Origin of the sequence: Thermogemmatispora sp. (genome assembly GCF_042408735.1) — a bacterium.
GTDB lineage: Bacteria > Chloroflexota > Ktedonobacteria > Ktedonobacterales > Ktedonobacteraceae > Thermogemmatispora.
This window is the reverse complement of record NZ_JBHOQV010000015.1, coordinates 21,300-28,256: the sequence shown is the minus strand read 5'-3', so window position 1 is coordinate 28,256 and position 6,957 is coordinate 21,300. Positions and strand designations below refer to the sequence as shown.

Sequence of the window (6,957 nt, the reverse complement as noted above, 5' to 3'; positions counted from 1 at the left end):
GAGAGGACCGAGAGGGCTCGACCGCTGGTGAGCCGGTTGGCCTGCCCAGGCCAGAGCCGGGTAGCTACGTCGGGCGAGGAGAAGCGCTGAAAGCATCTAAGCGCGAAGCCGACCCCAAGAGGCGCTTCCCGCTGTCCTGTTCCAGCAGGACAGATAAGGTCCCAGGAAGACGACCTGGTTGATAGACCGGAGGTGGACACCTGGTAACAGGTGCAGCTGACCGGCCCTAATGACCGAACGGCTTGTGCCTTCCTATGCACTTCATGGCGCTGCGTTCTTCGAACCATATGTCGCTCATCGGCAGGCGGCTGCTGTCTGCTCTCTCGGCAAAATTGAGGCAAGTGTCCCGCGATCAGTTGTCTGTCTTCAAGGCCGATCTGGCGCCTCAAGGATTCTGTTTCTCACCTGAAGAAAGGCGTTTTCAGCGCCTTTTTTTATTTCTCACTCTCCTGGTTCCTGCTCTCCAGCATGCTCAGGGCCTCCTGGATCTCCTGCCGAACTTCAGGATCCTCCTCCCGCTCCAGCCGCGCTGCCAGTGCCTGGCGAGCTTCTTGCCCCCCCAGGCGTCCCAGGGCCCAGGCCGCATGCCCGCGAATGAGAGCCTCTGCGTCCTCGAGCGCCTGGACCAGGGCCGGAATAGCTCGCCTGTCGCCCAGGTTCCCAAGGGCCACGCAGACGTTGCGTAGCAGGCCACGGCGTTTGGCTCGCCAGATGGGAGTATGGCGGAATCGCGCCCGGAACTCCTCTTCGGTGAGGGAGAGCAAGGGGATTAGCTCGGGCGCACCGCCGATCTGGGGCCGCGGAAGGAACTCTGCGCGTTTTCTCAGCCAGATCTGAGGTCGCTGTTGCTTTCCCCCGTCTGCTGCTGTCCCCTCTGCTCCGGCACGCACCGGCGGGTGCTTTGTCTGATGCAGTCCAAGCCGCCTCTCGATCACCTGGTTGACAGGACAGACCTCCTGACAGATATCGCAGCCAAAGATCAGGTTCCCCATGAGAGGACGCAGCTCGCGGGGGATGCTGCCGCGTAGTTCAATGGTGAGATAGGAGATGCAGCGCCGGTTGTCCAGGACATAGGGAGCAGGAAGGGCTCCGGTGGGGCAGGCTTGCAGACAGCGCTCGCATTTGCCGCAGTTGGCCTGGAGCGGCTCATCTGACGGGAGCGGAAGGTTTGTCACGATTTCGGCCAGAAAGACCCACGAGCCCCAGCCACGTGTGAGGATAGTGGTGTTTTTGCCATACCAGCCAATGCCGGCTCGCTGGGCAACGGCACGGTCGACCATACGCCCCGTGTCGACGAAGAGCCGTGTTTCTAGCTCCTGCCCGGCTTCGCGGCGTGCGTATTCTCGCAGCCACTCAGCAAATTGCTTGAGTTTGGGCTTGATGATCTCGTGGTAGTCTTCTCCCCAGGCGTAGCGTGAGATGCGTCCACGTGGTTGATCATCTTGTGGCTCTTCTGGTGGCTCGGTGAGATAGCACATGGCCAGAGCGATGATCGAGCGCGCCTCTGGCAGAAGAGCGTCAGGATGGCAGGAAACTTCTGCCCGCTCGCTGGTGAACCAGGGCAGCCCATCCATCAGGCCGGCGGCAATGCGCTCCTTGATCACTCGCTCAGCCTCGGGAAAGGCTTCGGCTCCAGTGATACGTACAAGGTCGAAACCTAGTTCGTGGCCATAGGCTTTGATTGGGCCAGCATCGAGCATCTTCATCTCTGGTCTGGATCTTAGTTAGTGATGTCGCGCCTGTGGTTCAGCCAGGCCGCGATACCTAAAAGGAGAACGAGGTAGGCCAGCAGTACCGCCAGGGCTTCCAGATCGGAGAGAGTAGAGGCGCTGCTGCTGCCAAAGATATAATACCCCTGATGGGCCATCAGGCTGGCAAGGTTATTGCCTATCAAATAGTTGGGGATGGCACGCAGGAAGGCGCTGACTGGGCCTTGGACTAGCCCGCTGCTTAGCTGACAGATTTGTCCAAAGATAGGCTCTAGCAGGTACCAGGCAAGGCCCCCACCGATGCCTGCAGCGCTTGAGCGACCCAGGATGCCGAAGAAGAGAGCGATGACGGCGAAGATGAACCAGTTGAGCATGGCGAGAAGCAGAAAGAGACCGGTGTGAAGCAGCCAGCTTGTGGTGAGAAAAGCGCTGGGACCTGACACTTGCCGGAGTAGACTGAATAGATAGCCGCTGAGCAGACCGCTGAGGGTCATGGCGCTGATCCCCAAGATACTGTAAATTAGCATGGCCGCCACCTTAGCTAGAAGGAACTGGCTGCGTGTAGGTCCGCGCGTGAAGAGGAGGCGAATGGTCCCCTGAGTGTATTCGCCACCAGCGCTGCTTCCGGCGAGAACGATGATCAGAATGGTGAAAGGCGTAAGGGCCGTTTGTACGGCGATGTTGATGGAGGTTGGCGGCAGCAGCAGTTGCGCTACCTGACCGGTGCCGTCGCCCGCAGAGAACAGAAAGAGCGTCCCAAAGACTAACAGCGGGGTCAGCAGAGCGATCAAGGCGAGGCCCCGCGTCAGAGGACGTTGGCGGAGCTTGTAGAGTTCCATCGCGGTCAGCCGCAGCAGAACGCTCAGGTAGTCGCGCCGGCCCAGAACAATGGAAGGGTTGGGAGGCCGATCAGCTAATGGCTGTTTCTCCGCCGTTCGAGTGGAAGGGCTGGTGTCCGCTGGATGCATTGGCTCGGCTCCTCCTGACTCCCTTCATTTCATTTGCTTACCAGGGTCGGCCTTCTCTCGACGGCTCTCCCCCATGAGAGGTGAAGGCCGGCAGGCCGCTGATATCGGGGACGGAGACTGAGGCTCCTGGAAACTGAGCTGCCGAGGTTAGCTCAAGGAAGGCTTCTTCCAGACTGCCCTGGTAGGGATGTAGCTCTGCCGCAAAGAGGTTGCGCCGGGCCAGCAAGGCGTTGATCTCTGCCGAACGCTCCGCCGGAGCCTCGACGCGGAGCGCTCCTACGTTCCGATCTCTGGCTCCGCTCCCCCATCCTGGCCGCTCGTCAGGCTCGGCTCCCATGACCTCGATGGCCTTGATCCAGCTGGCCCCCCCTGCGCGCGCTTCCCGCAGGACCTGCAGAGCCGCCTGAACCTCCGTGGCACTGCGCATGCGGATCAGGATGTGCTCGCTCTGGCGCAGAAGGTCGGCGACACTGCCTTGCTTGATGAGGTTGCCCCGGTGCAGAATGGCTACGCGGTTACAGACCTGCTGAACTTCGTGTAAAATGTGGCTGGAGAGAAAGATGGTCTTCCCCTGCTGGGCGAGGCGCGCGATGAGTTGACGAATCTCAACCATGCCGACAGGATCCAGTCCATTGGTCGGCTCGTCTAGAATAATCAGTTCGGGGTCGGTCAGTAGGGCGGCGGCGATACCGAGCCGCTGCTTCATCCCAAGCGAATATTTGTGGTAGGCAAGCCCGGCCTGCGCGCGCAGTTCGACAAGCTCCAGCACCTCTTCGATACGCTTTTCGTTGAGGGGATGAGCCGCCATGTCCGAAGCGGCTGCGACGATTCGCAGGTTGTCTCGCCCGGAGAGATAGGGATAGAAGACGGGCGTTTCGACGACGGCTCCAATGCGCCGCAGGATCTGCGGGAGCTGGTATTGGTTGTCCATGCCGAAGATGAAGGCGTGACCCGCTGTGGGGCGGATCAGCCCCAGCAGCATGCGGATAGTGGTGGTCTTGCCCGAGCCGTTGGGACCGAGGAAGCCGAAGACGTCACCTCGCATTACCTGTAGATTCAGGTCGTTGACTGCCACGAGGTTCCCAAAGGCTTTTGTCAGCCTGCTGGTGCTGATGATGGTCTCATCTTCTCCGCTGAGAATGACGTCGTTCACGCTTTGCTCCTTGCAGCGTATTCGCCAAGAGTTGTCGGGTGGGCCGCTGTACCTGGTACTTCTGCCCAGGGCGCGCTGGTCGGGAGTGAAAGGTTGGCGCCAAGCGCCTGCCTGGCCGGGCCGACCAGCGGCCGGCTCGGTCTAGCTCGATCCTGTCCCCTCTGCTTCTGTGGCGCTCTTGCTGTCTCTTTAGTATGCCTTGTTTGCTCTGTAGTGGCAAGTAGCCCAGCTCGGCCGGACCGGCGAGGTCCTTGCCGGGTCTGTAAAGGCCGCTTTCTTGCCCTTGACGCCGCCGTTAAGCTGCTTGCTTACTGGTCAGCCGGCTGATGAGTGAGGAGCGGAGCGATGGTTGCCAACTTGATAAGAGGGAAAGGAAGAAAGGAAAAGAGACGCTGATGTGGTCCGTTGATCCTGACGATGGTCATCTGCAGGGGCTGCCGGCTGGGGTCAATGCCAACGGTCATCTGGCTCACACTGGCCCTGGAGGACTGCCATCTATGGTGGCCAGAGATTCCACCTGGTCGGTCTCTGGAGCACCGGCGAGCGGAGGCCGTCGGCACCCGAGGCGACGGCTCGCCCTGGTTGTTCTCGCCGTTGGTCTGCTGCTGGCTGTGGCCGCTGCTGCGTCCCTCTGCTATCTGTATGTGCTGCGTTCAACCCCAGAAAAGTCATTAGCAGCCTTCTGCGCTGCTCTCAGTCAGGGTGATCCGCGATCGGCCTATCAGTACCTGGACCCCGCCCTGCAGCGTCAGACTCCTTTCGTGGTCTTTGCTGGCTTGTTGGGAGGAACAGAGCGCTGTAGCTATAGCGTTACACACCTCCAGGGCCCAAAGGCTACGGCGCTGCTGCAACTCTCCAGCTCTGGTCGGCAGCAGACCCAGCAGCTCAATCTGAGCGAGGAAAACGGCACCTGGCTGATTGCTGAAGATGAGGCGCTCACTGCTCTACCGCGCTTGCTCAGTTCGTTCTGCGCTCAGTTGCAGGCGGGAAAAGCCGAGGCGGCCTATGACGATTTAACACCACTCTTGCAGCTGCATGTCTCGCGTGGACTCTTTGGCTTGCTTGTAGGCGGAATCAGCTCCTGTTCATCGCAGATTGAGACGGTGACTCCGACGCAGGCTAAAGCCCAGGTTGTGGTAGGCTATCGCGATGAGGCTCAGCCGGAGCAAAATACCGCCCTGCTGGTGCCTGCTGCCGGAGGCTGGTCAATCGATGCCTTGTCGTCGCTGTCAACGCCGAGGCGCTCCCTCCTGAGTTTTTGTAAGGCGTTGCAGCAAGGGGCTTACGCTACGGCCTATGAGCTGCTCAGTCTGGACTTCCAGGCTCACTTTGGAGGCCAGCGCCAGTTTATTAACCTGGTCGATCCAGTCATTAAGAGCAATGGAGGCATAAAGAGTTGCTCTGTCGGGGCGATGCGGCAAAAAGGTGACCTTTTCGTTGTGAACGCTATCATTACCTATGCCAATGGCAAGACGGAGACCGATCAAGATGAACTGGTGCTTGAAGCAGATATTTGGCGCCTCAAGACGCTGGCGTGAGCACCCGGCTCGTGGAGCTGAATGGCGTTGGTAAGCTCTGGATAGCTCCCCTGGAAAAAAGCTTCCTTGCTGCGTTTTTAAAGAGGTGGAAAAGATGAGCCGGGCAGGATCGAGCAGGCGGCCTGCTTTCTATGGATGGAATACGGATTGGGTTGCCAGAGCACCGTGATTCGGTAGCCTGTCACTGTAAGTTCTTGAGCTGCTTCTTGGAGTTCTTAAGGGTGGGCAAGGCTGGCGGAGAAAAGGCAGGCTTCTTGTCCTGGATCAGCTTTTAGTCGAGAGGGAAGTGAGCCGGTAGATCTGATGTCGAAGCGGCACCGCCTCTGCTTGCGTGGTAATCAGTGATACTCATGAGTGGGCCTCTGCTGCGACTGGGACTGTCTGGTCGAACAGGTTACTGCGAGCAAGCCAGCAGATGGACAGATTGCAGGTACGATAAGGAAGAAGGAGTTCTCTTGTGGAAGCAAGCTTGAGTGGCCCACAGGGGCGGATTGCCCTGGGGCCGGGCGTGACGACGGTCGGGCGCGCCTCTGATAATCAGATTCGTCTAAACGATCCGCAGGTTTCCTCGCACCATGCGGAATTCCGCGCTGAGGGTGGGGGCTATAGTCTGGTTGATCGTGGCAGTACCAATGGGACCTTTGTCAATGATCGGCGTCTGCCCAGTCAGGTTCCCCAGCGTCTTAACCCGGGCGACCGCATTCGCTTTGGGGAGACGGTCTTTACTTATGAGGTCACTGGAGTGGGGAGCGAGGCAGAAGAGCGCACGCTTGTAGCTGGCCCGGCCGAGCCGTTCCAGCCCTCGCCAGCGGCCCCTTCCTATCCTCAGTCGCCCTACCAACCGCCCGCGGCTGGAACCCCTCCCGTGCAGGGACAGGCGGCGTACGCGCAGCAAGGAGGATGGCCGGCTCAGTCCTATGGAGCACCTCCCAACCAGGGCTATGGTCAGCAGCCGCCGGCTGGACCTCCCGGCTACCCTGGTCAACCGTCGCCTTATGGTCCGCCTCCCCAGGGAGCGCCACCCTTCCCTGCTCAGGGGGTGGGCTATCCACAGTTCCCCGTGCAGCCGCAACCACAAGCAAAGCGTGGAGGGCGTGCAGGCTGCCTGGTTGCCGGACTGCTGGTGCTTGTGCTGTTAGCGCTTGTTGTGGTCGTGGTGCTCTTTAACCCGCTCAATTTCCCTGGCCCTCTGGGTCTGCTCTCCTCATCGCCTCAGAAGACGGTCGATACTTTCTGCAGTGCTCTGAAAAATGGGGATTACCATACGGCCTACGGCCAGTTCTCGTCGAATCTGCGGGCGAGTGAGAGTGAGCAGCAGTTTACTCAGGCTTTTCAGACAGTGACGTCGCTGGTGGGACCGGTGACCGCCTGTTCAGCTACTGGTTTCCAGCAAAACGGGGACCATGCCACCGCCCAATTGTCGCTGAGTTTTCAGCGAAGTTCGCGCGTGGTGACAGGTACGATGAATTTTGTGCGCGAGAATGGTACCTGGAAGATTGATCGGGCTCCTCAGACCCAAAGCCAGTTCCAGAGCAGCTAGCTGAGGAGAATTCTGGAATGCGGTCGGCTCGATATGAATAGGAGAGAGG

At 59.7% G+C, this 6,957-nt stretch carries 5 protein-coding genes and 1 rRNA gene; 3 read left to right on the top strand and 3 right to left on the bottom strand.

All coding sequences use genetic code 11. From position 1 onward, the window contains the following. Positions 1–250, top strand: a 23S ribosomal RNA gene (locus tag ACFMO7_RS01330); the annotation flags it as partial. Positions 251–434: 184 nt separating this feature from the next. Here ACFMO7_RS01330 and queG read toward each other — a convergent pair. From queG to ACFMO7_RS01315, 3 genes are read right to left on the bottom strand one after another with little or no spacing between them, the layout of a single operon-like run. After that, the gene (queG, locus tag ACFMO7_RS01325) at positions 435–1,706 is read right to left on the bottom strand and encodes a tRNA epoxyqueuosine(34) reductase QueG (protein WP_376793737.1); all 1,272 of its coding nucleotides are present in this window, start codon (positions 1,704–1,706) and stop codon (positions 435–437) included. A 14-nt stretch (positions 1,707–1,720) separates the two neighbouring features. After that, positions 1,721–2,677, bottom strand: coding sequence for an ABC transporter permease (locus ACFMO7_RS01320; protein WP_376793736.1), 957 nt, complete (start codon positions 2,675–2,677; stop codon positions 1,721–1,723). 37 nt (positions 2,678–2,714) lie between these two features. Next, the gene (locus ACFMO7_RS01315) at positions 2,715–3,830 is read right to left on the bottom strand and encodes an ABC transporter ATP-binding protein (RefSeq protein ID WP_376793735.1); all 1,116 of its coding nucleotides are present in this window, start codon (positions 3,828–3,830) and stop codon (positions 2,715–2,717) included. A gap of 395 nt (positions 3,831–4,225) precedes the next feature. Here ACFMO7_RS01315 and ACFMO7_RS01310 point away from each other — a divergent pair, with 395 nt between their 5' ends. Further along, on the top strand, positions 4,226–5,368 hold the full coding sequence (locus ACFMO7_RS01310) for a hypothetical protein (RefSeq protein WP_376793734.1): 1,143 nt from the start codon (positions 4,226–4,228) through the stop codon (positions 5,366–5,368). Between the two features lie 457 nt (positions 5,369–5,825). Continuing rightward, positions 5,826–6,908, top strand: coding sequence for an FHA domain-containing protein (locus ACFMO7_RS01305; RefSeq protein ID WP_376793733.1), 1,083 nt, complete (start codon positions 5,826–5,828; stop codon positions 6,906–6,908). Positions 6,909–6,957 lie beyond the last annotated feature (49 nt).

Excerpts from the sequence above, each read along its gene's own strand:
- queG (WP_376793737.1), bottom strand. The coding sequence starts at position 1,706 with ATGAAGATGCTCGATGCTGGCCCAATCAAAGCCTATGGCCACGAACTA.
- ACFMO7_RS01310 (WP_376793734.1), top strand. The coding sequence starts at position 4,226 with ATGTGGTCCGTTGATCCTGACGATGGTCATCTGCAGGGGCTGCCGGCT.
- ACFMO7_RS01320 (WP_376793736.1), bottom strand. The coding sequence starts at position 2,677 with ATGCATCCAGCGGACACCAGCCCTTCCACTCGAACGGCGGAGAAACAG.